Consider the following 22,856-nt stretch of genomic DNA (forward strand, 5'->3'; position numbering starts at 1 on the left):
CTCATAGCTTGCCGTTTCGAAATACCGTTTGCACTTGACGCTCAAAAGCTCTTTTCGAAACTCACTCGTAAGTGGCTGTCGCGGCTCAGCCCATAGACAAGATCTTGCGGATCGGCGTCTTGCCAAAGAACTGCTTCGGCCTTTGCAACCAGACCGTCCATCACCCTGTGCTCGAACCCCAACCTCCACGCAGATGAGTCGAATGAAAGGTCCTGCTGATAGCCGATCTCAAATTGCGTGTCCGCAGTGTTCTGAAGGCTCCAACGAAGTCCCGCATAAAGATCGTTCTGATTGTTCTGCCATGCTTGCTTACCGCGTTCATCCCGAGCGTATTCGACAGCTACGGTAATATCGCCAGGTGACCCGAAAACCCCATAAAACGAGTGCTCGGCACCGACAGATATCGCCCAACCGTCGCTGCGTACGCCAGTGCGATCAAGTTGATTGCTGGTGTGGCGAAGCTCGAGTTTTGCGGCGCTGGACCCAAAGGTCACTTGTGCGTCGAAACCGGCCTGTTGCACCCAAGCATAATACGGAGCAAAGGCTGAGCCAACGGAGACGATCGCCGCTTCGCGTGTCGGGCCGACATAGCCGTAAATGCCAAAGTCTGTGATCCCGATGCTTGCCTCATAGCGCAGTGCAAAGGCATGCGTGTTCTGATTTTTCTCAAACTGGGCATCGCCTGTGACTGGAAGGCGGGATCTAAGGCGGCTTTCGGCACTTGGATAGCGCGACGGAAGTGGGCGCGGGACAACAACCGAGGTTAACACGCCCGGTCCTAGCGGCAGATCCCAACGGAACATTGGTTGACCCAAGGTTGTCTCACCGCTGGGATCGAAACGATAGTCGCGCGGATTGATCACATCCGATAGCCTTGCGAATTCGCTTTTCGACCAAATCAGAGTGTCATAACCAAAGCTGAGAATTGAAGCCGCGATCTGTTGATCCAGGCTGAGCCTGTTAATCCGACCAAACGCAAAGCCGTGTTCGCCACCTGACCAGCCACCGGTACTGTCAAATGACAACGTCAGAGTGTCTGACAGTTCAAGCCGGCCAATCAAATCCAAGGCGATGCGGCTTGGATTGTTCGTTTGTTGTGGCGACAGAGCATCCTCGGCAAAGGCATATGCGTCCACCCGTAGGGTCGCGCTGAGATCTGACTGCGCACTGACAGCTTGCGCGCAGGCTAATATAGACCACGCGACGAACCCGGTTCGAACGGACGGCATCACTTATCAAGCCTTTGCGGCGATAGTTCAGTGCTTGAGACATTTACGCCGAACTTATAGCCTGACCACTTCAATATCGTTCGCTTGCCTGTTTGAAGGTTGAGCATGTCTAGCTGGGCCGGACGCCAATGACCGCCGTAATTTTTGAAACCGGTGCTGGTCATCCGCTTTTCTAGCTTGCCGCGCTTGTTGAAATACTCGGTCTGAAAAACTCTGTATTCTTGCGTGTCGAGCCAAAGAATACGCTGCTTATAGCCGGATTTTTTGTTCTTGGGATAAGCGGCGACCACATGGCAGGACAGCTTTGCATTGTCCGGGCAGGATTCATCGCGCAGCCAGCCATAGGTGTTATCCTCGAGTTCGCTGCCCCCCATATCCTCATAACTGAACTCAGATGACAGGAATTTGCCTGATCGGTTCCCCGAAGAAATGCGGCGCGCCTTGCGCGTGGCAGGCAGAAACAGCCATTGATGGTCATCCTTGGGTTCGACATTGCCATGTGTCAGCAACACGGTTCCCTTCACGTCCGCTGGAGTGGAAAAGGTCAGGCGGGAATTATCCCCCTTGCTGCGCGACGGGCGTTCCGTACGAACCAGTCGAAATGCGCGGGACGCCGAAATGCTGGATCCGCTTTGTAGGATCATTTCACCGTTCACCCGAACAGTCTGCCATCCTGCATCGCGGCGATCCTGTTCTTGCATTATGCGCAGACCTTTGGCGGTATCAGCGGCATTGGAGGACGTCGCAGGTGCGAGAGCGGCGAGAACCAGCGCCAAAACTCCTATTCGCAGACGACCAGTTGCCGAAATAGATGAACAATTCATGATTTCTCTCCCAAAACTGTTAGTTCTTCTGTTGAGATGGGCCGATCGCGCCGGGCAAGCGCGCTCAAAAGGACGGGCAAAAGAAACAGGTCGGCCAAAACGGCAAACCCAACCGTGCATGCCGTTAGAAGGGCCATATCGCTGTTTAGGGCAAAGCCCGAAAACGACATCACAAAGAATCCAGCCATTAGGCTGAGTGACGTGATGAGTACGGGACGACCCACCTCGCTAACTGCGGCAACGGAGGCTTCTTGGTTGGATTTACCCGCGCGACGGTTGCGGTTGAAAGCCATCATCATATGGATTGTGTCATCCACCACGATGCCAAAGGTCATGGCGGCCACGACAGAGATCGCAAGCGTTACCTGACCACTTATGAAGCCCCACAACCCAAAGGCCAACGCAGCAGGCAATAGGTTCGGTACAAGGCTGATAAGAGCCAACCGGGGATTGCGCAGCAAAACCATCATAGCGACTGAGACCAGCGCAAGCGCGAGTAGTGTTCCCACCACCATGGCCTTTGCGTCTCGAAATGCGATCAGGGTAAAGACATGAGCAATCCCAGTAGGATCAGCGCTAAGCAAAGGTGCATTTGCCGCAATCCAAACCGCGGCCTTTTCTTCGAAGTGGCGGGTGTCGGCTGTGGTGACATTTTGCAGCACTACCGTGGCTCTAAGCGCGCTTTTGTCCATTGAAAGCCGGTCCGAAAGATCCATGCCGTAGCCCAGCGACATTTCGTAAAGTAGGACATATTGCGCAGTGCTCGCGCGCGCGTCCGGCAGACGATAGGCCGCTGCTTCGTCCTCGTTCATGTTCATCGACAACTGCTTTATCGTGTCCGTGACAGACTGGACTGATACAACATTCGGCTGGGTGCGCGCCCAGGCGACAAACGCGTCAACCTGCGTGAGAAAAGCCGGGTTATAGACACCTTCGGGCTGTCCAGAATCGAATGGATACTCAAGAGTGCGTAGTCCAGTCAGGTTTTCCTCAATCCGGTCGGTATCGCGCCGAAATTGAAAACTCTCGTCGAAATAGGCAACAAAATCATCTTCGAATTGCAGTCTGGCAATGCCCGGGACGATAGCGCTCACGATCAATGCACTGACCAGCAAAACCACGATTTTGTGGTCCAAGGTCCATTGGGCCAGAATGGTCAGTCCCCTATGATGGTGCCTAGCTCCAACCGAGCGGGGGGGCCAGATTACTACCAATGCCGGCACCAGAGTCAGGATTAACAGCAGTGCCACGAACAGCCCGGCAGCAACAGCATTACCCAATTGCCAAAAAGGTGGTGAGATTGAGAAATTCAGCGCCAGGAAGCCGATGATCGTCGTAATCAGGGATAAGGTGATCGATGGTGCCAGTCGCTGCAATGCATCAGCGACGGCGTTTTGGCGTGCGTACTGATCGGTTGCTGACAGGCCTTCGGTTGCAGAACCGGTGGCGGACAAAAGATGTGTCACCCCAGCCACGCTTAGTGTCAGGATGATCAACGGCGCCATGACGGTCGCAGTATTCAGCGGCACTCCCGCCCAGCACAATGCGGATATGCCAGATAAGGCTGAGATCAACGAGACCGTCAACGCAATCGCCGCGCCGCGGAAAGAGCGGAGCGAAAGGCCGAGTATCAACATGGCGACGAACACCATTGCAGGCAGCAATGTCTTAAGATCCTGGCGAGCAGCCAATGTAAATGATGCATTCATTGCCGCGGTGCCTGACACAAGGATTTCGATCTCTGGGAACTCGGCCTCGATTTCTTGCTCTAATTCCAGCATCGCACGATAGGCTTCAGGGGCTTCATTACGCAGATCAAGACCTGGCAACATAAACAGAACTCGTACTTGAGTCATGCTGGCATCAGGATTGAGCAGGCTGCCTACGATTTCAGGTCGTTGCAGTGCGCGGGCGCGGGCGACATCCAGCTCAACCTGGTCGGCGTTGAGTGGATCGGGCAACAGATCACCTACGAGAACCGCATCGTCTTCGGCCCGCGAGTCCTGAAAGGTAATCACCGAGTCTATGCGGCGCACGTAGGGAAGATACCAGGCTCGTTCAACGACCTCATGTACTGCGCGGATGGCGTCGGGAGTGAAGACATCACCCGATTTTGCGGCGATCGCGATGATACCACTATCTTCACGCACGAAGGCTTCTTCAAAGTCGTCCAAGGCGATCTTGTCAGGATTTCCATCCGAAAAGAACACCCGCAAATCGGGACTCATTCCGATGTATTGTAAGCCAGTCGCCGCTATGGAGACCAATAGCAGGGTCGCTGCAAGGATTGCTCGAGGGTGAGAGACTACCAGCTGAGCTGCGTTGCGCTTAGGCATGGTGCTGATCTCCGATTGCAGAGGGAAGCTCAGTTTGCGGAATGGCCATTGGACGGGATGACAGATACAATTCTACTTGGGCCATCACGCGTTCTGCATCGCGGGGGGCGCCAAGAACCAGTTCTGAGGCACGACTGGTCAACCAACGGCGCCCGGCCACAAACAAGCCCGGCACATCGGTCTTGCCGCGTCCATCGGTGTACCAGCTGTCCAATTTGCCCGTAGCAAAAGTATTGAATGGACTGTTTTCATTATAACCGACACACCAGACGATATGATCAAAATGACAGGCGGAACCGCCCTCGAAGTTGGCCTGCCCGCAAGGTTTTCCTGTCCCATCCAGCGATGCCAGAGTGCCGATTAATTTTGCCCTCTGCACGACGCCCGCCTGCTTTAGAGACGCGTCGCCCAGTGTTTTTTTGTTTGGAACCGGATTTAGCTTTCGCAAAAGACGGGCACGAAATGTGTCGCGATCTGCGCGCAGCAGGCGTGCGGACAGCAGCCAGGCAAACAAACTGCGTCCCAACAGGTGCGCAGGTGCTAGTCGGCGTCCTGCACCGGAAAGTGTGGTCTCATATCCTTTACCAGCAAAGTCCAGTGCCGTCTGGCGACCGCTGGCTCCATCTCCCACCACAAGCACCCGCGCGCCGGGCGCGGGGAGTGATTGCCAAAAGTCACGCGCGGTACCTTGTGTCGTGCATTGACGGATAGGTTCTGCAAGCGAGGCAGGAACAAGCGGCTCTTGGTTGGATCCATTTGCCAAAACGACAGTGTGAGACCGGAGCGTAGTGCCATCGGCCAATTGCACAACGAACAAACCCGCGTTGCGCGAGAGGTTGGTTACGGTACTTCCGGTGCGTAGGGGAAGATCAAATGTGATCGCGTATTGGGTAAAATAACGTGCCATTTCAGAATTGGAGGGGTAGCCGGATGCTGGCCCCTCAATCAAATCCAACCCTGGTAACTTGGAAAGCGCGCGCGGTGTGAACAGCAAATGCTCCGGGGCTCGACGGGACCATTCAGCTCCGGCCGCCTCACCGCGCTCAAGGATCATGAAATTTAGCCCAGTGTGCTGAGCCAGCCGTCCGGCAGACAATCCGGCTTGTCCCGCGCCAATAATCAGACAGTCGAGAATACGTTCATTCTTGGGCATGTGGTACCCTCTGCATCTGGCCGATGAAATCGGCCAATGCATTAATCGTGGGATAGTTGAAGGCCAGTTCCGGCTCGAGTTCGATGTCCAATCGCTCTTCGATCAATGTCACTAAATTGACCATGGCCAAAGAATCCAGTCCGAAAGACGTTAAGGACGCGTCGCGATTCACCGTTGCGGGTCGCGTGCCGCTGCTGGTCTCGACGATATCGGCTAGTGCATCCGCAAGGATTTCAGCAAGAGCGGGCTGCGTGATCGTATCAGGCATGAAGTATTCCAGTTTGGATTGCGTGGGTAGAAAAGGCTTCGTCAATTTCGCCGCGTCCGAGCGCGGCCTTCAGCCCAAAGCGAGAAATTTTACCGCTGGTGGTACGCGGTAGGGTATTGCTGCGCAAAAGCAGAACTTGCGCCGGCACTATGCCCACGTGATCCAAAATGCGTCCTGCGATATCGGTTCGCAATGCGTCCGGATCCAGATCGCGCATCGAGGCGGCAGGTATTTCCTGCGCAACAACCAGTGACTCCGTTCCATCTGTTGATGTCAGACCTATGGCGGCACAGGAATTGGCGCCAGCACGTGGAGTACAGGATTCGCTTAGCGTCTCGATATCGGTTGGATAAAGGTTGCGTCCACGCAAAATGATGAGATCTTTCTTGCGACCGGTGACGAATAGTTCTCCATCCCAAAGAAAGCCAAGATCTCCAGTGCGCGCGAGCCCAGTATGGGGCGTTTTGCCCCAATATCCGACGCATACGTTGGCGCCGCCAACTGTGATCTCTCCTTCGACACCTTCAGGGCAGTCCCGCCCTTGCTCATCAAGGATGCGCAGATCCAAGCCAGTAGCAGGATATCCGCATGCAACAAGTTCAGTTGTACCCTTGCAGGCAATTGGACCGTCTAACTCTGGTCGCAAGGTGCGGATGCGCGAGCTGCGCGGATGCGCGGACACCATCAAGGTTGCTTCGGCCAGTCCATAGGTTGGCATGGGTGCCGTTTCGGCCAACCCACAAACGGCAAGTGATTTCACAAACCTGTCGAGCACATCAGCATTGATCGGCTCCGAGCCACACATCAGTGTGGTAACACAGCTCAGATCTAGCCCTTCCAAGTCGCCTGGGCGTAACCGATCTAGGACGTAAGAGAACCCGAAATTTGGAGCAACAGATCCATGGGCGCGGTACTCGGATAGCGCCTGCAACCAACGAATTGGGCGCTGAACGAATTCCAACGGTGACATGTAGGTGGTTTGAATGCCTGCGAAGATTGGCAAGAGCATAGTGCCGATCAAGCCCATATCGTGGAACTGCGGTAGCCAGCTAACTATGCGACTATGGGTGTGGCCAATAGCGTTTTGGATTTGTGTAAGATTGACCGTCAGGTTCTCATGACTGACGATCACGCCCTTTGGCTGGCCTGTCGAACCGCTTGTATACTGCAAAAAGCAAATGTCACTTGGCGCAACGCTGGGAAGCGTAGCATCATCGTCTCCCTCGGCAAGGGTGGCGTGCTCTACTGCCAAACAACCTTCGGGGACCGCGCAAGTCAGGCCCACGCTGTTCAGGGATGGGCTGACAAGCAACCGCGCATCGCAATCCTTGCCAATTGCTGCGATACGTTCTCCGTTGCGCACATTGCTTCCGAGGCTGACGGGAACGGCAATCCGTCCAGCATAAAGACACCCCAGAAACGCGATGACGAATGCATTGCTCGACGGATAGGCCAGAAGCACCCGATCATGTGGCTTCGTCAATGTGCAAAGGGTCCGGGCGAAGCGTTGTGCAGCCTGCTGTAGATCAGCAAATCCCAATTCATCATGTGGTTTTTCGCGAAATCCCAACCGCCGCAGCACGATCGCATTTGGGCGCTCTTTGGCGTTATGGTCTAGCGCATTGAGCAACGTGGGAAAGAGAGTGGGAAACTGTTGCATCCGATACTACTCCGCTGCTGCCAAACGCTGAAAAACGCCCAATCCATCTTCAAGCGCAGCTGCCAATCGGGTGATGTCGCCACGTGTGGTATAGCGCCCAAAGCTGATGCGCATCGAGCCGACAAGGCGTGCTTCGTCCAGCCCCATGGCTTGAAGGACATGTGAATGACGGCTGTGCTTGTTGGTGCTGCACGCGCTGCCAAGCGATACTTTGATGCCATCTACCAGTCCCAGGCGCGCGACCAGCGACTCGGCACGGATGCCGGGGAATGACAAGTTTAGGGTACACAGGGCCGTCTGCGCCTGATCTGAAGGACCGTTGACCTGGAATGACAGGTTGCGCGTGTGCAATTCGCTCAGCAGCGCGGTGCGTAGCGCATGCACATGTACGGTCCGATCCGCAAGCCGCGCGCGGGCCTCGGCCGCCGCGGCCCCCATGCCTGCTATACCGACAATGTTTTCGGTGCCTGCCCGCAACCCTGCCTCTTGACCGCCACCCACAATCATCGGTGTCAGCGCGTCGGGGTTTTTGATGTACAGCGCACCTACGCCCTTTGGTCCGTGGAATTTGTGAGCGGAGAGTGAAAGGCTGTCGCAGCAGAGTGAACTTACATCGACAGACAACTTGCCCGCAGCCTGAACGGCATCGACGTGAAAAAACGCATTGGTCTGCCGGGCAATCCCCGAGACCTCGCGAACCGGCTGGATTGCCCCCGTTTCGTTGTTGGTCAACATAAGCGACACGAGCGACACGTCGCCCTGGCAGGCCTGCTCAATTGCAGAGGCCGGCACAATACCTTCACTATCAGGAGAGACGATCCGGAGGTCGCGTCCCTGCTGATCACATATCATCTTGCCTGAAGCCAGCGTTGCGTCATGTTCGATGGCTGAGGTAACAAAAGCCCCCGAGCGATCTTGGCATTCGAGGATCGACCTCAGCACCCAATTGTTGCTCTCGGTGGCACCCGAAGTAAATACAATTTGTTCCGGATCGGCACCAATCAAGGCCGCCACATCCGCACGCGCTTGGGCCATCAAAGTCTTAACACCGTCAGGGGCCGCATAAGCCGCCGATGGGTTTTCAAACTGCTCCATTGCATCGACCATCGCCGCCTTGACAGCGTCGGACAAAGGCGTTGTCGCATTGTAATCAAAGTATCCGCTAAGATTGCTCATGCGACGCTCTCTGGTTGAAGTTGCGCGACCAGGTTGACGGCAATCTCATGGCAGTGGCGCTGCTCAGGCGTCAGCGTGCCCAACTGCTCTGCCAACTCTTCCGGTGTCGCGGCGACACAATCGGTCAGTTGCTTGCCCTCCATCCACACACACAGAATGTTTGCCGTCGCAAGCGATGTTGCGCAGCCCCAGGCCCGAAACCGGGCCTGGGTGATTGAGCCATCATCGACTGCGATAGAAATGCGGATCTGGTCACCACAGACCGGATCTTTATTTTCTAGAACGATGTGCGGATCGGCCAATTCTCCACCATGGGTCGGACTAGTGAAATTCTCTGCGATACGTGCGCTAAACATGTTTGTTTCCCTCTCTCAGGCGTCCTGAGCGTCCATCTTCTTTTCAAGGTTGACGGCGCAGCAACCGAACTCAGTGGAGACAGGCGCGCGCATGATGTACTTGATCCGCTGGCCAGATCGAGTATCGCCGTCACGCTTAGGTTCTTGCGTGACGATGTCTTCGGTCAGAAGAAAACCGGGCACTGTGAAGTTCGTAGGGTCATAGATCGCGAGTTGTCCGGGTTTGCCCAACGGCATTTCGCGCGAAAGGTCGTTCTGATCGCGGACTGAAATGCGCGCGGTGGGTGACACGTGCTTGACGCCATGTTCGTCCTCGATGGCAACGATGTTGGATTCCACTAGTGCATAAATGTCCCGGACGTTTTGCGTTGGTACACCCAGCCATTCCTCGCATTCCTGGTTGAATTCCACCCGCGAGATCATCGCGCCACTGAACCGCTTCCAGCCCCCAAGGGTGATGATCAGGCTACCTGGGTCAAGTTTAAGCTTGGTATTCGTGGCCTTGAGAAACGATATAAAGCGATGGATCAGGAACGGTGGCCCAATGATATGTCGCGTAAAGGTATCCCACTCTTTAAGCTGGGCCACCGCATCCTCAGGAATCATCTGTTCATTCCGAACCATAAAGCGATGTGTGTCCAGAAGACCGGCGAGCATGTTGAGCGCTTTAATCATGCCCATCTCAGGGATTTCCTCGGTCGATGGACACAGGTACAGTCCAGCTCCCTTTGAGATTCCGAGAAACTCACGGTACATGCCGTAAACCGACTGTACACCGCCATCGACTGTCGTCGTGCAACGGCGCGCAACAGAAGGCACTCCGGATGTACCAGTAGAACGCATCTCGTGCTCTACTTCAGTGAGGCCAACTGACAACAACCGGTGGCTGTCCTGACCTTTGTAGGCTGAAACCGGGATAAGCGGGATTTTTGCCAGGTCGGCTTCGGTGTGCAACGCATCTGGCGTCAAATCGGCACATACCGCTAGATCGCGATAGAAAGCATTATTTTCGAAATGATAGGCGTAGCTGCGCTTGATCATCTCGAATTGAAAGGTTGCAAGATCTTCATCAGAGAGTGCGAAAAGCTGAGAAACCGCACCATTGGCGAGCCGGATTAGATCAGTGTTATTGGTCAGTTTGTTAACGATTTCGTTCACTTTATAGATCCTCAAAACAATAGGTTCTTTGCCGGAGGGGCATGGAATTCGATGTGAGGTCGATAACGCGATGTTGCGGCACCGCGCACTAAACGCCAGTTGGTGACAACCGAATGTTTAACTAAGGTTTAGGAAGAGATTAGCGCCAGCTCATTTTGAAGATGTCCCCTTCGTAAGGGCACACGAAATTTCAATTTTGAGCGTTAGAGCCAGCAGGAGCAGCGCTTTTTAAAACAGAGCCAAAACATAGACTATTAGCTTCGCAACGACGTTGAACCGGTACAATTCGGCTCAGGCTCGAAGATGGATGCCTGCGATCTTGTAGGAGATAAAATTTAGTGGAAACTTGATGTGTCTTAAATCGAAAGGCTCAAACGCTGCTGGGTTTTCAGCTTGCCACGAACGAATTGGCTCCAATGAGGATAGCCTCAACCGGTGGCGCAAGTTAGGTGTTTGAGCAAATTCCTTAGGGAGTGTTTCAACCAGTTTCACAACCAAGCCGTCCACTGACGTGCAGTGAACGATTTTGATCATAACTTCAATCAGCAAGATCAGATAGGTTGCTTGATCAATTTACGTATTACGCTCTGATCTTGATGCGTCGTCGATTTTTCATTCTCTGATAGGCTACCCAACTCGATAAAGCTTTCCAGACAAGTTGCCAGTAGCTCGGTCCGAGACGATACATTGGCTTTTCGAAAAATCGCGTTGAGATGCGCTTTGATAGTGCCTTCACGCGAGTTCCGGTACTCGGCAATTTCGCTGATTTTCAACCCCTTGAGTGACAATAGGGCGACGTCCCGTTCGGAAGATGTTAGGCTCCAAGTTTCGAATTGCCAGTTGATATGACCGCGCAAAACATGGGCGATCTCCAAATTTTTTTGGCGGCTTTTCTCAAGTTTTTTAGAAACATTGCCAATGTTTCGCTTCAATGGCGACACCCACATATACAAAATGACAGCGATCATTGAAACGCTGATTAAATGGTTGAACGCGTTGACCCAGTAGTGGGGATCGTTGGGGTCAAGCGGTGCGCGGGCTAACCACGAGAATAGGACACATCCTGCGATTTGGATAAAAGCAAAAAAGGACAAAACCACGAACTCAGGGCGATTGCGTGCTTCGGATGCCATAGCGCTGAGCAACTTAGAAAACCTAGACATAATCATAAATTGCCATTCAATCAAAGCGGGTTTGGTAAATTTCTTAGACACGTATTGAGGGAATTTCATTTTAGCAAGTGATTCCAGCCTGACCAAAGACTCCTGGCGACCGGTTAAGCGGCAACTCGCCTATCAAAAGGTGAGCGCACTGAAACTTACGATGCCGGTCTGGGTAGCCCTTTTCGGGTATCGGTTAATAAGGAACCGACTAGCCGGGTGGCTTTTTACAACGGTAGCGATCCTATCGACTTTTCCCGCCTGCCGCCCGTCGCTCACATCGGATACTACTTCTCAGGCAAAGTTAATTATGTAAGGCCGCTGTTGGATGGGATGACGGTCTTTGGTTCCAACTACGATGCCCTGAGGAATGAGGTGCGGCGATGAAAGCGGCTAAACAAGCAATATTCAATAGTTTGGGCTCGTTGCTGACCTTTGCTGCTACTACTTTGAATGGCCGCTTGGTCTGCCTATTCGACATTGGTAGGAGCACAGTGAACCACTACTTTCCGCCCGAATTGTGGGTCGGACATGCTCGTTTTTTGCACGCGAGCGGCCATAAAATGCGAATGGAAGGCAAGTCCGCAATGGGTCGGGAGTTGACAGCAAGGTAGCTGGATCACACAACTATTGCTTCCATTGTCATACTTTGGGCATTCAGGTCTGAATGCTAGACGTAGGTACCGTGATCAATCTGCAGCAGGAGTTGCCTTGTCGCCAAAATCCCCGGATGTGACCTAAGCATGTCAATTGGCCTCTGATTATTCAGCCCAATTGACGGCCTGAGAATCCAGTTTTCGGCTTCCACGGGATCGCCGAAAACCTCGGTTGCCCGTGCAAGGAGCGCAGCGAAATTCCAAAGGTGATTTCCTTGTGTTGCCTACAATTTAGTGTTTTTGGAATTGCCGTTTCTCTTTCGTTGAAGAGTTCCCGACGACAAACCAACGACTTGCGACAAAATTTCAAATGCAAGCGGGTGTTTCATAATGTCAGAGAGATAGAATACCGAGTGGACTGGAAGACCACTTTCGATTGCATGATGCGCTCCAATAAAGTCACGCACCTCAACCGGTAGAAGGTTTTTGCCTCCCAGTAATTGATAGACTTCCGCAGAAGGATCTGAAAACGCGGCCTGCGATTTGAAGCGCATGGCCTGAACTTGATTGGTATGTGACGTAGCCCCAGTCATTGCCGTGTCCTCCTCGCTGAAAATACTCCGTCCTTGGTCCGCACCATTTGTTGTTTCAAGCATCGCATTATCGGCCAGAAATGCGAAAAACGCCAACACTGGTGACATACTTAAGCTCGATCGTGTTTGCGAAAAACGCGAAGTTTGTAACGGACACAGCGCCATAGTAAGGCAAGAATCACTAGTAAGCGCATTTTCAGATCACCCAGTTTTCTTGATCCCAGCACTTATCGAGTTTTGTTCTGAGCACTTAAACTCCAGGTTTACACCCACTTCTTTGAAAGTTTTTTTACTCGAAAACCCGTTTGCGAAAAACGCCGATTTTGGCTTGCGACTTTTTGCTATCTTCCCGACCGCATTGAAGAATTGCGATTGATGCGCGTTTGCGAAAAATCGAAGAAAGTCATGCAATTTCAATGTATTGCCTAGGCTGTTCCGTGAGCCCCCTCTTTTCGAATCTGAATGTTCGTGTTATGTTCTGTGTAGCTGGGGGGATTTATCAGCCGCCAAATCACCGCAGATTGTTTGGTCTGACACACGGTTTTCGTGAACGCATACGCTTTGCCAGAAGGAGGACGAATATGCCTAGTCAGCAGCCCTATGAGAGTTGGCCTCGTACAGCATTTGCTAAGATCTCTGAGTATTTGGAGTTCCTTGCAGAAGAGAACGACCTGCCTGCGCTTCCGTCGGCAAACGGGCGAAACGGGGAGAACATCGGAGATTTTGAAATCTTCCATAACGGAGAGATGGATTTGAGGCTCTTCATTCTGGTGCTGCTTCTCAGCCGTGCAATCTCCAAGATGCAACGAGATATCTTCCGGGCTAAAGCCGTCACATGCATCCGGACAGATCTGCCTTTAGATGACTGCTTCAAAGCGCTGACGATCCTCGCTCCGAGAGGCAAAAGGGTAAAAAGCGGTCGCTACGGTATGAAGGACACAAGCGATAGCATTTACCTATGCGAAATTGACTGCACCACAAGTACAGAGCGCAAGAGTGAGGAGCTCAAATCTCTCTTCGCGCGAAGAGAGCCAATCATTTTGGTTTTGGACCAAACTGGTGAGCCAGAGAGACTCCTCCCGCAGTGTTCCTACGATGTCATTGAGCTTCAACCTATACCCGGTGAGATTGTCGGCATAGCGCTTGCATTCGAATACCCAGGCCTCGATCAAAATGCACTTGGTGAAGCACTGCATCAATTAACTGAAGACAATGATCTTACAGGTCTGTCTTTTGATGATTTGGTCATGGCATTCCGTGCGGAATCTGCTTTGGACGCTGCTAAGCTGATCAACGCTCTGCTCCAAGATTTAGACGCAGATGTGCCAATCCAGAAAACTGCTAGCGCGGATGAGATCGCAGAAGCCGTTGTGCCGCTCGATGAGATCGTCGGGCTTGGCTCGGCTAAGACTGCAGCTCAGGACATTGTTCTTGCGCTAGAGGCCTACCGGGAGGGCCGTTTAGATTGGCAAGATGTTCCACGAGGGCTTCTTCTTGTTGGCGATCCGGGAACCGGAAAGACTGAGCTTGCGCGCGCCATGTCTCAAACCGCAGGCCTCTCTTTTGAAGCAGCATCATATTCCGAATGGCAGCGTGGAAACCATCTCGGATCCTTCCTGAAGGCCATGTCTGACTCATTTGAGAACGCCCAGGCAAAAGCACCCTGCATAATATTCATCGATGAATTGGACGGTTTCCAACAAGCTCTGGATGGCAGGAACTCAAGCTACGATCAAAAAGCGACCAAAGGCCTACTAGAGCAGCTAGACGGTATCCGTGGACGTGAAGGAATAGTGGTTATTGCCGCTGCCAATCGGCTTGGGGCCATTCCAGTATCAATTCGTCGAGCCGGACGGTTCGATGACGTTGTGAACATTCCTCTGCCAAGCCTGGCCGATCTGGCGGTGATCACGCGTCAGCATTTGCGGCCTTCTGAGCGCGATATCGACGTTGAAACATGTGCGGTTCATGCTGTTGGCAAGACGGGTGCAGACTGTGCCGCAGCAATACGCAAAGGCCGCGCTGCTGCTCGGCGTTCAAATCGGCCGCTCAGGACAGAGGACATCACGCAAGCCTTGATTGGCGAGCTTATGAGCTGCCCAGAGGATGTCCGTTTTCGGATGGCGGTTCATGAATGCGGGCATGCTTTTGCGGCAAACGCATTTCCAGAGCTGACGGTCGAATACGTCTGTGCATACCCGCAGAGCGCGCAATGCAACGTATCTGGGCAATTGCCCATCCACACCACAGAAACCCTGCACAGAGATCGCATCATATGGGCCGCAGGACGCGTTGCAGAAACTCTTGTCTGTGGGTCTCCGTCCAGTGGAGCTGGAGGTGACCATAGGTCTGATCTGGGCCGGATCATGTTCTCTGCCGCTAATGAAATCGGTGCATATGGGTTGGGGCAAAATGGTCCACTTTGGTTGGGTGCCAGCTACTCAGACAATCTGTTCAAGGTGGTCGCGCGCAATCACCAACGTGAAATCGCGGAGCTTGTGTCGAGAGCTGAGACGGCGGCGCAACGGCTGCTCGAACCGATGGTGCCCCAAATTGTCACTGCGGCTGAAGAGCTCATGAAATCAGGTGTTCTGGCGGGTGATCGTCTCACCAACCTGCTGTCAAACGACAAGTCATCCGCGCCCCACTTTTGACCAAGCCTCAGGATGCTGACCGGAATTTCTAGCTACTGAAAGTCAATCAAATCCCAAAAGGAAGGAGAGTAAAATGAACGATAGATTGGTGTTATATGAGATCGACAGCGCCATCGATATTCTGAGCGATATTGTTGAGGTGAAACGTTCCAGAAATCTTGGCCATGCTCCGACCATCCATAAATGGATCACCGTCAAAACTGGAGCGCGTGTTGCGTTGTGGGGACAGGTCACAGGTCACCCGGAACGCATTGAACAAGACGTCATGACCTCGCCTTTGTTCTACATCGATCCAGAGACCGGCTTTGCGCGAACGAGGTCTCGTTGGTACTGGTTGGACAAGCCGCTACGCGATGAAAATGATCTGGCCCACGAAGCAATGGTTTTTGGTCCGGATAGCGTTGAAGTGCCTTTGGAAGAAGCTCTTTCTGTTACTAGGACAATTCCCAATTTGTTGCTTATCGAAGTTGAAATTCTCGGTGACGAACACAGGAGCGAGAGGGTGAGGGAAATTCAGAAGCAGTTGCTCAATTACTGATGTGCAATCACCGCTCAGTTCAGAGGAAGTACACGTTCAACATCTGCTTTCCAAAACACTTTGGTAAGGACACGATCACCGATTTCCACTCCAGTAACTCCTAGAGATCTAAGCTCCCGTGCCATAGACCGATTGTCTTTCTGACAGAGTTTTGAGAGCAGTTTCAGCGTGGTGAATTGCGCATGGAAAGCGGCTTGGTCCTCGTCGGTGCAGTAAATACCTGTTTTCAGAGTTTCTGGGTTGAAGAAGGAAGTTGTCTGGATTTTCCCCGCTTCAAATAGCGCCTGCAAAGCGCCGTCTTTCTGTAATCCAACAGTCAGACCAAACTGAGCCAGGGTAGGGTATCGGGGTTTTTCTGGCCTAAGGGCATCCATTTCAGACTGTTTCACAACGATGGCAGCGTAGCCAAATTTTCCGGCGCGCGTTCCGACCCTTAGGGTGCCTTCGTCAACGGCTCTGATGGCTTTGCTGAGGTCAACACGAGCTCGCCCAGCGGCAACTCCGAAAGCAACCCAGGTGCTGTCATCGAAATTCACAGGCATTGGGTTGGCCAGTAGGGTCTTGAGCAAAGCATCGGCGTCAGCCGTGTCCCAATGAAGTTTCGAAATCGTCGTTGGCAATGCTGGCACCAGCACACGTTGTTTGGTGAGCGTTTCGAATTGACTGGGTGTCGCTCCAAGATGCTTCATCATTTGCTTGGTCATGACGAGTCTGTTTGCCATCGAAAGCACTGGGGCGGCGCACTTTGCATCAAAGGTGAGGCGTTTATCTGTGCGTGAATCGTCGGCAGAGATGAGGTTCTTATGTGCTAAGATTTGACGAGCGACTTTGTTAGATCGGCCAATCTCTCTAGCAGCACTGTCAACCGAGTGTAGCCGCCGCGCTTGGAGCACTTTGCCTAATACCTCTTCACCTTCGGGAATGGCCCATGTCTCAAGAATGACCTTGCGCATGAGATCTCTAAATGCATCCCAGCGTTGGTCGGCTATCCCGTACTGGCTTAGCCACGTGTAGAGTTCGCCGAACGCTTTCTTGGGGCGGTCTTGAGGGCCATCAGCTGCGGCCGTAAGAAACTTGAAGGCATTCAGAATTTCCTCCGGGCCTTGCTTCGCAACGTTGAAACCAACCAATGATGCCTCTGTGTTTTTCGGCTCAAGTGTGGCATTAACGCGCTTCAATTCAGCACCGAGCAAAGTACAAAAGTTTGCCGCGATTTCAGTATCATGGTTCGCAAGCCATGTTGAATCTTTGCTGTATTCTAGCCGCTCATCCAGCCAGACGTCATAGTCTGTGATTGGTGTGTCACATTGCGAGAGACGTCCATTCAAAATGTCATCGGATAGATCTCTGAGACGTGCGGCGTGGTCAAATCTATGCCGTGGATTGCTGATTTCCCAAAGAGGGACCAGTTCCTTTTTGTGAAGCAGACATTTTTGCACATATTTGACTTGCCATTGACCCTGCATGACCATTTGTCCTGCGGGCAGCAATGAGGTCGTCGTAACATTGTCACGAAGGCATGCGGGACAGCCCCGCACAACTGGATTCATCAATGTGCGAGAGACATATGTCTCGTTTCTAAAACGCACTTTTACGCCAGGCAGCGGCACCAGCGACCAAGATTGCACCTCTTCACGTGTTTCTTGGTCTAGTCCAAGTAGCTCTACAAGTCGTGAGATTTGCGCAGGATCATGAACCAAGAGTTTCTTATAAGACAAGCCAAGCTCTGCGCAGAACGATGCTGTAGATAGGTTGCGACTCCCGGCCGCCCTAGCGACGAGCGAGAGCATTCCTTCTCGAGGCTTGGGTTCAGGTGTTTGTGGGATTGGTAAAGACAGAGTTGGCTCCAACTTTTTTGGTTTTTGGCGCGGAAGTGCGGTGTTCAACGAAGCTATGCGCTCAACTCGTCAGTTTCCAATCTTACTGTGCAGAGCTTTCTCTCGTGATTTGAAAAGAGTAATGCTGCGCCATGCAAGAAGAGCCGTTCCAAAGCTATGAACAAGAGCGTACCCACTGGCTCACCTTATATCTGAGGCTGCCAGCTGAGGGGGTAGCTGCTGAGTTTCCGACAGAATCAATTTGTGAGAACCGCCTGGAAGCCGTTCGCTGGCCTCAGGGCCCCAAATGTCCGAACTGCAAAGAAAAAAAATTCGGCTATTTGGAAGCGCGAAAACTCTATTATTGCAAAAAATGCCCTACGCATTTTTCTTTGACTTCAGGGACACTGTTTCATCGGCGACGACTAGATTTGCGTGTATATTTTTTGCTCGCAGAAAAACTGATTGAAGCAGAAGTCAAACGATTGAGGCCGACAGGGCATCAAATCAAAGACGAATATCAAATCGCATATGCAACGGCTTTTAAGTTGAAAGCCAACATCTCGAATGCACTAAGAGACGCTGAAGGAGGACTGCTGGGGCGCTGCATATGCTTACGCGAACTGCATCTGCCGCCAGATTTAGATCGAGAAACAACTGGTCATTTGAACTGGCTGGAGAACGAGCTGCAGCAACGGCAACGGCAGTCGTTTGGCTGTTGATTAAAGTAGACAGTCCATCCACATGTGAAATCTTTGGACATCTTCCATCTCTGAAATTCAACGCGTACATCATTTTTCAAAGCACAATGACAACCTTGAGTTGCGCGAATGTTGAGTGGAGAAAGGGGATCAAATTGCACGTGAAACACATGCGAAAACAGGCAGCGTGAATGCTTTCAAGCCTCTGATAAAAAACAACAATTGACTCGAAGTGGTTCTGTGTGAACGCTTAGGGTGCCTAGGAAGCCTGATGTAGCGGACAACGTCGACTGGGCTCCCACAAAGAATAAGACGCGGGCTAATCGCGCACTGAACATGGAGATGATCGCCGTCGCGCTGAGGTCTCCCAAAAGCAACCTGGAGCATGCGAGTCTGCTTGCTCTGTAAAACCGAAATTTTAATTGAAAGGCTCGGGAGCGCACGCTTTCGAGAACGGAGAAGCTATGTCCTATCCACTAGACTGGGATACCTCTCTCGTAAAAACGGCGAAACAACCGCCGCTACAATTGGGGCCGATCCCAGGCGTTTTGCCCTATCAAGGTTACAGGAGCCCACTCAGCCGTAGCAATACGGCTCATCGGATCTCTATGGCACTCCCAACACCCGCGACCAATGGGGTGCCGCAGGTGTATCACTTTGAGAGTGCTCGCGAGATGGCCGTTGCTATCGAGGCGCTCCTTATACCTGAGTTTTTTAAGCTCGAGGTTCAGTTACCGCCGATTGCTTACGTCAACCATCGCGGCAAGCGCAGTCAACACAGTTTCGATCTGCGCATCACGTATCGGTGTGGCTACCGAGAGGCAGTATTCGTGCGGAACGGAACAAGCCTTCTCAGACCCGAAACGCGCGCTGACATTGAGGCGATTTTCGAGGGCGCACCTGCGACCTTCGCTGACAAAAAGGTTGTCATTAACGGCGATGGATACACCAGAGCATATAGGGACAATCTGTTACTCGTATGGGAGGCAACTAAGACCCCTGACGAAGAGTTCGATAGGTTTGTGTTGGACAAAGCCAAGCGTACGTCTTTTTGGGACATAAAAGGCTTGATGGCTGCCTGCGACCTTGAGTGCTCGCGTGTATTCGATTCCATTCTGCGGCTGGTCGGTCTCAAAAAGCTCGGTACGAACTGGCACACAGCTATGTCCATCAACAATCGGGTTTGGGTCCTTTAATGCCTAGCGCTCCCCTCTATAAGGTCCCCGCAGGGTCGGAGCTTGTCCTCGATCACGTGCGTTGGCGTGTGATTGGCAAGGACGCTGACAGTTATGCTGTGGAGAGCATTGACAATGGGGAGTGCTGTTCGCTCTCATTTGAGCGTGTAGATACGGCCCTCGCGGCCAATGATGCTCAGCTGATCACGCCAACGGCTTTGGAACTGCATAAGGAGCTGTTGGCTTATACTGGCGGTATCGAGAATACTGCTCAGTTACCGGACCAAGAGCGGCGCGATATTCGTGCCAGGACTGGGCTGGCTGAGGCGATGCTTGAACTCGAAGAAGAGGGCCAAAAGCTAACACAGAGATATCTGAATCGTCGTGATGTCAGAGCTCGTTTGAAATCATCGGCCTGTTCTCTAGCTAATGACCCGCACCTTTTTCATGGCGTTTATATTGGCAGTGCAAGTTCACCCCATTCTTTGCCAAATGGACGCTCTCTGCAGGAGATGTATCGCCGCTACATAAAGTTTGATCGCAATCCGGTTGTGTTGCTACGCAAGCATCATGCGAAAGGGCCCCAAGGCAGTTCGTTTAGTAGGCTTACGAAATTGCAAGAACGGTTTATCGAATATGTTTTCAATATTATGGTGGAGGAACATCAAACAAAGCTTTCGAAGACCTACGAGTGGTCGGTGGCCGTCTGGGACAAAGATCCCGATATGATCCTCAAAAATTTTGTGGCCCCTTCGTTGACGACGGTTCGGGCAAGATACAATGCTAGCAGTCTTGTAACCCGAGAAGCAGGTCGAAATGGGATCAAATATGCGCGCAACAAGTTCGGTGCAGGGTCAACCGATGTTCGTGCTTTGAAGTACGGTCAACGTGTTGCAACTGACCAAGTCTACCTTTCCATCTTTACCAATGATCAAGGCAACGTCGATTTTAGGCCGCTGGCCAAGGAGGACATAGACACTGAACTGGAAGAAAATGAGATTTGTCGGCTGTGGTTGCATGTTATGTTTGACGTTGCAACACGTATGCCACTGGCGTGGGTCTTGACTGAAACAGCTGACTCAGATGCACAAAGGCAGCTGCTTAGAATGGCAACCAGCGATAAGAAGCGTGAGAAATTGCGTTATGGCTGCGTGAAAGACCCAGCGCCTGCTGTAGGCCTATCTCTCGTTCAGTCCGACAACGGGACCGCAACTCGGAATGCGAAAATCTATCAAAGTGAACTTGGAATAGGATCGTCGATCATGATGGGACGCACCTATCACTCGTCGGACAATCCTTTCGTTGAAAGCGCAATTGGGACCTTACAATGGGAAGTTTTGAACTTTCTTCCAGGATACACAGGTAGTCGGCCAGGCGAGTTAAGCGCTTACGATGGAAAGAAAGAAGCCACTCTAACCAAAGATAATCTCATGGGGATTATTACGCGATATTTCGTTGACGAATACCCTTTCCGAAAGCACTCAGGCACAGGCATGTACGGCGCGATGCCAGTCCAGAAATTGGATGAGGCTATTGAGATTTACGGTGGTATTGACGCTCCTGATCCAATTGCTCGACGTCTGCATCTGGGTGAAAAAGACACCGTAACCACGAGCTCAGAAGGTGTTCGTGTTTACGGCATTTGGTACAATTCAACTGAGCTGCAGCGTTTTGCGGCGGGTGTGTCCAAGAATGTGACCGTATGCCTTGATCCTGACGATCTGCGCGAAGTTACAATTTTTAGTCAGGATACGAAGGTCGTTATGACCGCGCAGTTAAGAATGACTGTCTTTGCGGATATGACATTGGCCGAGGCAATAAACCTGCAGCGCCAAACGGCTGAGCGTAATCCTGAAAAGCGTCTAATGTATGAGCAGCACCTTAAGGACGAGAGGGCCCGTCGCGCTAAAGAGTCCGGCCTTTTCCTTGATCCGAATGACCCCGACGCATACGTCAATATTGAAAAGCTGAGAAAACAGTCTGAACAGTTGGATAATGTCGAGTACATTCCGATGCCGAGATCGCAGCCAACTGTTTCGCCCGCCAGCGTTTTGGGGCCGCCCCGAAGGGAAAACTCGGCTCCTGTGAAGTACCAGCCAGCCGAAACAGAGGTTTCTCCAGAGACCGACAAGATCACTGATGTCCTGCCGACTTCAGTCAGTGCGGAAAACTTGTCTGAAAAGCCCGCCCCAATGTTCGCTCCAATTAGGAAGAGTAAGCTATGAACGAATTTGTCGACGAAACGATCCGCGACTTGGTCGAACAGCAAGGAAACCGCATCTACCCTCTTTCCAGAGGCGAAGAGCTAAAAGCAGATCTGAGGCAACTGTTCAGCACCCACCTGGGCAATCTTAGTCATGGCGGGCATTTTGAAGCAGAGGGACTCTTGGTAACCGGACAGTCAGGCAGCGGGAAAACCACTGAGCTTGTAAATCTTATCGAGAAGTTCAATGCCAGTGGAGCCAAACTGCCAAACGGCCAGCAAGCCAAGTTTGCATCTTGCCTTTTGAAGAGTGTCGCCGGTTGGAAGGATCTAGGCTATCGCACGGCTCGTTCTTTGCATTACCCAATTGAATCAAAATCCAAACTCACTCAAATCGAAATTTGGGATATCGTTGTTCGCGAAGCAAAACTCGGAGGCTATGTCGGGATTCATTTTGATGAAGTGCAGCATATCTTTCGGAAGAAGAAAGACACTGATCAGTTGGCAATTTTTGATGCCTTCAAGACATTGATGAAGTCGCATGATTGGCCCCTAATTTTGATCTTTTCTGGTATCCCCGAGTTGGATGACTACATGCGTCAAGAGATGCAGCTTTATCGGCTTTTGAAAAGGTTTCCATTCGATGATGTCGTCCTTCCCAAGGACTACGAAACCGTACATGAAATTGTTGGGAGTTATGCGCTCGAGCAAAATCAAGAAGTTGACCCTGACCTTATGTCCCAGGACTTTTTCGATCGCTTGGTCACGGCAGGGGCGTATCGATGGGGTCTGATCATCAAGCTGGTCGAAACTGCTGTAATTCAGGCAAAGAGAGTTGGCTCAAGCGTGCTTTTGCGGGAGCATTTCGTGCAATGGTGGGTAACCAAAACAAAAGCCGCGCCTGCAGTAACGCCTTATCTGCACCGAGACTTTGAGACGATGTATCGAAAGGAACATCCGTTTCTTGAGGCGATCCAAAGTTAAAGCGACATCAAAACAGGAAAATTGACTGAACCCGTGTCATCCGACGCGGGTTTTTCTTTTTGATTAGAGGCGCTTCCGCAGCCCACTCACAACTTGAGAATAGTTTGCGCAGACATTTGCTTTCTTGCGCAAACTATTTCTTTCTCTATTTTTCGTCACCTTGTAAGTCATTGAATTTTAACGGATTTTATAGCCCGTTTTGGGTGGTAAATTTGATTTGCGCGAACAATTGGTTTCTTAGGCATTAGAATGTGCCTAAAAAACGAAATGTCTGC

The 22,856-nt window shown here is 52.0% G+C and carries 18 protein-coding genes and 1 pseudogene; 6 read left to right on the forward strand and 13 right to left on the reverse strand.

Annotated elements, in window-relative coordinates; all coding sequences use genetic code 11:
• Nucleotides 1-41: 41 nt before the first annotated feature.
• From JXQ85_RS02200 to JXQ85_RS02255, 12 genes and pseudogenes are all read right to left on the reverse strand, one after another.
• Nucleotides 42-1,229, reverse strand: a complete 1,188-nt coding sequence (locus JXQ85_RS02200; protein ID WP_421747213.1) for a hypothetical protein — start codon at nucleotides 1,227-1,229, stop codon at nucleotides 42-44.
• Nucleotides 1,229-2,053 (reverse strand): outer membrane lipoprotein-sorting protein, encoded by an 825-nt coding sequence (locus tag JXQ85_RS02205; RefSeq protein ID WP_421747214.1) that lies wholly within the window; start codon nucleotides 2,051-2,053, stop codon nucleotides 1,229-1,231. The genes JXQ85_RS02200 and JXQ85_RS02205 overlap by 1 nt, the downstream gene beginning before the upstream one ends.
• A complete protein-coding gene (locus tag JXQ85_RS02210; protein WP_421747215.1) occupies nucleotides 2,050-4,389 on the reverse strand; it encodes an efflux RND transporter permease subunit in 2,340 nt (779 codons plus the stop codon). Before JXQ85_RS02210 ends, JXQ85_RS02205 begins: the two co-directional genes overlap by 4 nt.
• Nucleotides 4,382-5,542 (reverse strand): NAD(P)-binding domain-containing protein, encoded by a 1,161-nt coding sequence (locus tag JXQ85_RS02215; protein WP_421747216.1) that lies wholly within the window; start codon nucleotides 5,540-5,542, stop codon nucleotides 4,382-4,384. The genes JXQ85_RS02210 and JXQ85_RS02215 overlap by 8 nt, the downstream gene beginning before the upstream one ends.
• The gene (locus JXQ85_RS02220) at nucleotides 5,529-5,810 is read right to left on the reverse strand and encodes an acyl carrier protein (protein WP_265019356.1); all 282 of its coding nucleotides are present in this window, start codon (nucleotides 5,808-5,810) and stop codon (nucleotides 5,529-5,531) included. Before JXQ85_RS02220 ends, JXQ85_RS02215 begins: the two co-directional genes overlap by 14 nt.
• Nucleotides 5,803-7,470, reverse strand: a complete 1,668-nt coding sequence (locus JXQ85_RS02225) for a fatty acyl-AMP ligase (protein WP_421747217.1) — start codon at nucleotides 7,468-7,470, stop codon at nucleotides 5,803-5,805. Before JXQ85_RS02225 ends, JXQ85_RS02220 begins: the two co-directional genes overlap by 8 nt.
• A 6-nt stretch (nucleotides 7,471-7,476) precedes the next feature.
• Nucleotides 7,477-8,646 (reverse strand): cysteine desulfurase family protein, encoded by a 1,170-nt coding sequence (locus JXQ85_RS02230; protein ID WP_421747218.1) that lies wholly within the window; start codon nucleotides 8,644-8,646, stop codon nucleotides 7,477-7,479.
• Nucleotides 8,643-9,002: an iron-sulfur cluster assembly scaffold protein gene (locus JXQ85_RS02235; RefSeq protein ID WP_421747219.1), complete on the reverse strand. Its 360-nt coding sequence runs from the start codon at nucleotides 9,000-9,002 to the stop codon at nucleotides 8,643-8,645. Before JXQ85_RS02235 ends, JXQ85_RS02230 begins: the two co-directional genes overlap by 4 nt.
• A gap of 15 nt (nucleotides 9,003-9,017) precedes the next feature.
• Nucleotides 9,018-10,160, reverse strand: a complete 1,143-nt coding sequence (locus JXQ85_RS02240) for a hypothetical protein (RefSeq protein WP_421747220.1) — start codon at nucleotides 10,158-10,160, stop codon at nucleotides 9,018-9,020.
• 551 nt (nucleotides 10,161-10,711) lie between these two features.
• The gene (locus JXQ85_RS02245) at nucleotides 10,712-11,374 is read right to left on the reverse strand and encodes a helix-turn-helix transcriptional regulator (protein ID WP_421747221.1); all 663 of its coding nucleotides are present in this window, start codon (nucleotides 11,372-11,374) and stop codon (nucleotides 10,712-10,714) included.
• 616 nt (nucleotides 11,375-11,990) lie between these two features.
• Nucleotides 11,991-12,140, reverse strand: a pseudogene (locus JXQ85_RS02250) (antitoxin Xre/MbcA/ParS toxin-binding domain-containing protein); the annotation flags it as partial.
• Nucleotides 12,141-12,200: 60 nt separating this feature from the next.
• The gene (locus tag JXQ85_RS02255) at nucleotides 12,201-12,617 is read right to left on the reverse strand and encodes a hypothetical protein (protein ID WP_421747222.1); all 417 of its coding nucleotides are present in this window, start codon (nucleotides 12,615-12,617) and stop codon (nucleotides 12,201-12,203) included.
• Between the two features lie 473 nt (nucleotides 12,618-13,090).
• On the opposite strand from JXQ85_RS02255, the gene JXQ85_RS02260 reads away from it, so the two are divergent.
• Nucleotides 13,091-15,163: an AAA family ATPase gene (locus JXQ85_RS02260; RefSeq protein WP_421747223.1), complete on the forward strand. Its 2,073-nt coding sequence runs from the start codon at nucleotides 13,091-13,093 to the stop codon at nucleotides 15,161-15,163.
• 73 nt (nucleotides 15,164-15,236) lie between these two features.
• Nucleotides 15,237-15,701: a DUF6634 family protein gene (locus JXQ85_RS02265; protein ID WP_421747224.1), complete on the forward strand. Its 465-nt coding sequence runs from the start codon at nucleotides 15,237-15,239 to the stop codon at nucleotides 15,699-15,701.
• Nucleotides 15,702-15,715: 14 nt separating this feature from the next.
• On the opposite strand, the gene JXQ85_RS02270 is transcribed toward JXQ85_RS02265, so the two are convergent.
• Complete coding sequence (locus JXQ85_RS02270) at nucleotides 15,716-17,587, reverse strand: TniQ family protein (protein ID WP_421747225.1); 1,872 nt, start codon at nucleotides 17,585-17,587, stop codon at nucleotides 15,716-15,718.
• A gap of 83 nt (nucleotides 17,588-17,670) precedes the next feature.
• On the opposite strand from JXQ85_RS02270, the gene JXQ85_RS02275 reads away from it, so the two are divergent.
• The 4 genes from JXQ85_RS02275 (at nucleotide 17,671) to JXQ85_RS02290 (ending at nucleotide 22,581) form a co-directional block, all read left to right on the forward strand.
• The gene (locus JXQ85_RS02275; RefSeq protein WP_421747226.1) at nucleotides 17,671-18,240 is read left to right on the forward strand and encodes a transposase; all 570 of its coding nucleotides are present in this window, start codon (nucleotides 17,671-17,673) and stop codon (nucleotides 18,238-18,240) included.
• A 443-nt stretch (nucleotides 18,241-18,683) separates the two neighbouring features.
• Nucleotides 18,684-19,415 (forward strand): hypothetical protein, encoded by a 732-nt coding sequence (locus tag JXQ85_RS02280; RefSeq protein WP_421747227.1) that lies wholly within the window; start codon nucleotides 18,684-18,686, stop codon nucleotides 19,413-19,415.
• On the forward strand, nucleotides 19,415-21,619 hold the full coding sequence (locus tag JXQ85_RS02285) for a Mu transposase C-terminal domain-containing protein (RefSeq protein ID WP_421747228.1): 2,205 nt from the start codon (nucleotides 19,415-19,417) through the stop codon (nucleotides 21,617-21,619). The genes JXQ85_RS02280 and JXQ85_RS02285 overlap by 1 nt, the downstream gene beginning before the upstream one ends.
• Nucleotides 21,616-22,581 (forward strand): ATP-binding protein, encoded by a 966-nt coding sequence (locus JXQ85_RS02290; RefSeq protein WP_421747229.1) that lies wholly within the window; start codon nucleotides 21,616-21,618, stop codon nucleotides 22,579-22,581. Before JXQ85_RS02285 ends, JXQ85_RS02290 begins: the two co-directional genes overlap by 4 nt.
• Nucleotides 22,582-22,856: the final 275 nt, after the last annotated feature.

The sequence above is a fragment of the Cognatishimia sp. genome, assembly GCF_049116455.1.
Classification (GTDB): Bacteria; Pseudomonadota; Alphaproteobacteria; order Rhodobacterales; family Rhodobacteraceae; genus Cognatishimia.

What these genes read in the sequence shown, in the direction of transcription:
- JXQ85_RS02200 (WP_421747213.1), bottom strand. Translation starts at nt 1,229, where the DNA reads ATGCCGTCCGTTCGAACCGGGTTCGTCGCGTGGTCTATATTAGCCTGC.
- JXQ85_RS02205 (WP_421747214.1), bottom strand. Translation starts at nt 2,053, where the DNA reads ATGAATTGTTCATCTATTTCGGCAACTGGTCGTCTGCGAATAGGAGTT.
- JXQ85_RS02210 (WP_421747215.1), bottom strand. Translation starts at nt 4,389, where the DNA reads ATGCCTAAGCGCAACGCAGCTCAGCTGGTAGTCTCTCACCCTCGAGCA.
- JXQ85_RS02215 (WP_421747216.1), bottom strand. Translation starts at nt 5,542, where the DNA reads ATGCCCAAGAATGAACGTATTCTCGACTGTCTGATTATTGGCGCGGGA.
- JXQ85_RS02220 (WP_265019356.1), bottom strand. Translation starts at nt 5,810, where the DNA reads ATGCCTGATACGATCACGCAGCCCGCTCTTGCTGAAATCCTTGCGGAT.
- JXQ85_RS02225 (WP_421747217.1), bottom strand. Translation starts at nt 7,470, where the DNA reads ATGCAACAGTTTCCCACTCTCTTTCCCACGTTGCTCAATGCGCTAGAC.
- JXQ85_RS02230 (WP_421747218.1), bottom strand. Translation starts at nt 8,646, where the DNA reads ATGAGCAATCTTAGCGGATACTTTGATTACAATGCGACAACGCCTTTG.
- JXQ85_RS02235 (WP_421747219.1), bottom strand. Translation starts at nt 9,002, where the DNA reads ATGTTTAGCGCACGTATCGCAGAGAATTTCACTAGTCCGACCCATGGT.
- JXQ85_RS02255 (WP_421747222.1), bottom strand. Translation starts at nt 12,617, where the DNA reads ATGTCACCAGTGTTGGCGTTTTTCGCATTTCTGGCCGATAATGCGATG.
- JXQ85_RS02260 (WP_421747223.1), top strand. Translation starts at nt 13,091, where the DNA reads ATGCCTAGTCAGCAGCCCTATGAGAGTTGGCCTCGTACAGCATTTGCT.
- JXQ85_RS02265 (WP_421747224.1), top strand. Translation starts at nt 15,237, where the DNA reads ATGAACGATAGATTGGTGTTATATGAGATCGACAGCGCCATCGATATT.
- JXQ85_RS02275 (WP_421747226.1), top strand. Translation starts at nt 17,671, where the DNA reads ATGCAAGAAGAGCCGTTCCAAAGCTATGAACAAGAGCGTACCCACTGG.
- JXQ85_RS02280 (WP_421747227.1), top strand. Translation starts at nt 18,684, where the DNA reads ATGTCCTATCCACTAGACTGGGATACCTCTCTCGTAAAAACGGCGAAA.
- JXQ85_RS02285 (WP_421747228.1), top strand. Translation starts at nt 19,415, where the DNA reads ATGCCTAGCGCTCCCCTCTATAAGGTCCCCGCAGGGTCGGAGCTTGTC.
- JXQ85_RS02290 (WP_421747229.1), top strand. Translation starts at nt 21,616, where the DNA reads ATGAACGAATTTGTCGACGAAACGATCCGCGACTTGGTCGAACAGCAA.